The organism is Pseudomonas avellanae BPIC 631 (assembly GCF_000444135.1).
Classification (GTDB): Bacteria; Pseudomonadota; Gammaproteobacteria; order Pseudomonadales; family Pseudomonadaceae; genus Aquipseudomonas; species Aquipseudomonas avellanae.
This window is the reverse complement of record NZ_ATDK01000091.1, coordinates 1-3,612: the sequence shown is the minus strand read 5'-3', so window position 1 is coordinate 3,612 and position 3,612 is coordinate 1. Positions and strand designations below refer to the sequence as shown.

The 3,612-nt window shown below is 41.0% G+C and carries 3 protein-coding genes and 1 pseudogene; all 4 read left to right on the top strand.

The genetic code is table 11. The annotated features are described in order from the left end of the window. Positions 1 to 199: 199 nt before the first annotated feature. The gene (locus DW49_RS1000000133580) at positions 200 to 847 is read left to right on the top strand and encodes a hypothetical protein (protein ID WP_241478688.1); all 648 of its coding nucleotides are present in this window, start codon (positions 200 to 202) and stop codon (positions 845 to 847) included. Continuing rightward, on the top strand, positions 841 to 1,416 hold the full coding sequence (locus tag DW49_RS1000000133575; RefSeq protein ID WP_241478687.1) for a site-specific integrase: 576 nt from the start codon (positions 841 to 843) through the stop codon (positions 1,414 to 1,416). Before DW49_RS1000000133580 ends, DW49_RS1000000133575 begins: the two co-directional genes overlap by 7 nt. 27 nt (positions 1,417 to 1,443) lie before the next feature. Beyond that, a complete protein-coding gene (locus DW49_RS0106755; protein ID WP_005622382.1) occupies positions 1,444 to 3,066 on the top strand; it encodes a hypothetical protein in 1,623 nt (540 codons plus the stop codon). After that, positions 3,059 to 3,612 (top strand): annotated as a pseudogene (locus tag DW49_RS1000000129630) (hypothetical protein); the annotation flags it as partial. The gene DW49_RS0106755 and the pseudogene DW49_RS1000000129630, both read left to right, overlap by 8 nt.

Below are 3,612 nucleotides of genomic sequence, written 5' to 3'. Positions count from 1 at the left end.
CGGCGGCAAGTTATAAGCAAAGATTATTTTGTAAAACAGAAAATTCCTTAATTGTTGGCTTTAAAGCCTGCCATATATCAGTTCTCCCTTCCTGTAATTTGACAAAGCTCCGTTTCGGACTAATCTTCACTGATTGGTTATCGGACGAGGTATTTTGTCAATGAAAGTCAGACAGTACCAATATAATTCGATACCTTTCGTGTCCATAGTCGATGATTCGGATTGTCCGTTCGATCCGTATGTTTCGTGTTATCTGAATGGACCACTGTCTTCTAAAGCGCCAAATACAAGACTTAGATACGCGAATGAACTGTTGTTCGTACTTCAGTTCTTTTTTGGAAAAAATATAAATATTCCGGAGCGAATTGCGTCTGGAGAGTTAATTTCACAGAAAGAATACATGCAGTTTTATGACGCGTGTTGCTTGATTAAGGATGTGATTGACTCAAGTTTAAGTATAAAAGAGTTTCGAATAAGTGATAAGCACCTTCGGAATGTTATCGTCGCCAATCAGAAAGGTATGGCGAAGGTATCAAATGAAACTTTGCAAGGCCGCATCAGAAGGCTGAGATGTTTTCTTAAATGGCTATTTGAACAGTTTCATGGTGTATTCGGGGTCGAAGAAAATCTGAATGATCGATTCGATAAGCTGATTTCAAAAATTAAATTAGATGAAGAAGGTCTTGGGCGAAATCACGGACAAGAAATAAAGGGGGCCGACGAGTCTGTGATTCCTGATGAGGTTTTCACGAAACTACTGGAAATGATGGTGCCTTCTTCACCTAATAATCCATTCAAAGGGTCAAGAATTAGAAATTACTTAATAGTTAATTTGTTAATTTGTTAATTTGCGGTGGTATCAGGAGGGGCGCGCTAGCGAAGTCAAAAATATCAGACTTTCATTTCTACGGAACCTATGATCAGGTATCTATATACCGCTCAGGAAACGACCCGACAGACTGTCGTACAGAAAAACCAAACCAAAAGACTAAGGCGCATCTGGCTACGGTTGGTCAAGATTTGATGTTTCATGTTAAGTTCTATATTGATCAGATTCGGTCAAGGTTTTCTCGGGCTCAATATCATGATTTTTTATTGATCAGTGAAAATGATTCTAAAGGAACTGCAGGCCAACCACTTTCCCTAAAATCGATAAATTCAATTTTTCAGAACATTTCTAAGGCTTTGGGGTTCCATGTCCATCCCCATATGCTCCGCCATAAATGGAATGAGATTTTTGATAAAGAGGCGGATCGTGTTGGAATTGATCCAGTTCTTCGTGAGGACACTAGAAAATATGCTATGGGTTGGTCGCAAAATACCACAATGGTCGATGTATACGATGATAAGCGCTTGGCGCTTGTAGCAAGGGAACTGTCGATAGCGCATCAGAAACGTATGGCACAAAAAAAATGAACCACTCAAACGGATCGATATCGACGAGTGATATTCATAAAATTCCTTCATTTTTTTTCAGCAAAGTCTGGCTTGATGATTAATGCTTTAGATGATGAATGGGTAATACTTCCAAATTCAGGAAAAGGAGCACGGGTTAACGTTGGTTGGGTTCATGCTTCGGATATGACAGAAACTGAAAAAAAATTAATTTTGGATGTGTTTGTCTATTACGCAAGAACCAAGGCTGCGAGCACTGCATGCGGAGTTGTTACCAACATGAGGCCGTTCATCTTGGGTGGTATACCTTCGTTAGATAAACTTAAGGCGTTATGGAGTGGGTTAAGTACACATAAGAAAAAGGCTCTTAATCAGTTTTTCGGTACCCTAGCAAAATTGGGATACAAGAAATTTCATGGCTACCACAAATTTACAAGAGAACATTTAGATAAAACTAGCGTTAATCCACTTGATTTGTCCACCGGTGCCTTTAACGATGTAGAGTTTGACTCGTTGGCGAAGAAAATCAATGAAAGCCTTCAGCAGTTCAAGTGGAGTGCTAAGCAAGAACTTTCCTTTTACCAGTCATCGATGCGTTATGGTGTTCTCAGAAATATGGTGACGACTAAGTTGTTGGTGTTCATTGTAAGACGACCAATCCAGATTGCGCTTTTGAAATGGTCAGATTTGATTCCCTCAGGCTCAAGTTTTCACGATGCGGCAATACGGAGTGTGGACGAGATAGGAAGCTTGGGGGGAGAGACGCTCCAACTTAGAGTGTACATCGCTAAGTCTACGGGAATGCTTTTTTCACGGGAGCGTCCCGAAAGGTATCCATTGTATATCTCTGAAGAGTTAGCAAAAGTGCTAATTGAGTTTAAGCAGATAGTTTTCAAGGGGCTCAAGCTGCTTATGACATCATCGGAGATTGACGTTGATGATACCGAGCTTCTTAAATTAATGAACAATATTCCTATGTTTCCAGATGTAAGCCTTTTTTCTTTGGAAATTGAGTCTTTAGATTTCTTAAGAAGTCTTTTTTCTTCTCGCTCTACTGCCTACCATGTATCGGAATCGTCCATCACAAATGCAATGAGGTGCGTTCGTCCCTGCTCTGATCGCATAGCGGATTGTATAGCCAGTTCTAATAGGGTTCGTCATACCGTATTAACTCGAGGTGCTCAAGATGGGCTTTCCGCTGCACAATTGGCCAAAATAACCGGTGTAACCGTGCCAGCTGCAAGGCACTACATTGACTTGGATTATAAGTCTAGACGGGAGATTGACTCAAAATATATAGGCAACGAATTTCTTAAGGCTGCGTTTAGCGGCTCCCTATCTTTGATCCGGGAAAGAGATGAAATTATAGTCGATCACAATTTCAGTCCTATTGGTGGTGCGAGAAATGAGCGTGTATGTCATACCTGTTCCACAGTCATGGGGCGGCCGTTGGGCTGCTACGGGTGTCCTAATTTCATTCCCATACTTGAGGCAGATCACAGGTCAGTCTTAGAAGCGGCGGAGGATAAGCTTACGGTTAATCGTAACGCCTTACTTAATCCTCTTCATACTCGAAGCATAGAAAAACTAGAGCGGCAGATTGTTTGGGTTAAATTGACTATTGCCGTGTGCGATGAGACTCTTGCAAGGCAGCGCTCAATAGATGATTAATAAATATTTAGACAGATTGGAATCAATAATCTATTCGTATCGTGAGTCGGAATTTATACAATTTGAGGGCCCTGGTGGAGAGAAAGCAGATTTCGATGATTTAATCTGGCACCACATCGATCCAAATAGTGGTCGCAATAATAGGTTCCTCTGCGGCATACATGGGAAAAAGGGTAAAAATTGCGGTAACCTATCTAGCGATGCTCTTCCTTATCCTTATAGTTATTTGATAAAAGTTTGGGTTATTGAAACAACCAATACAAATTTGTCTGTCAGTGAAAAGAAAGCTCGAACATCTGCCGCCAGAAAGATGCTGTCACGCATGGATGGCGATCTTTACGTTCAATCGGAGTCTTCAGTTCGCAGTCTTTGCTTAGGAAGTAGAACTGTTGACCGTCTGCGCCCGTTTTTTGATTTCTGTGCTGATAAGGGATTGATGAGAAAGATTGATTTGCAAGGTGTTGATGATCGAGACAGAACTGGGCATGCAAGTTTAGATAAAAAGCTGGAAAAACTTCCTGATATCAGTGCAGTCGTAGCTTTAGG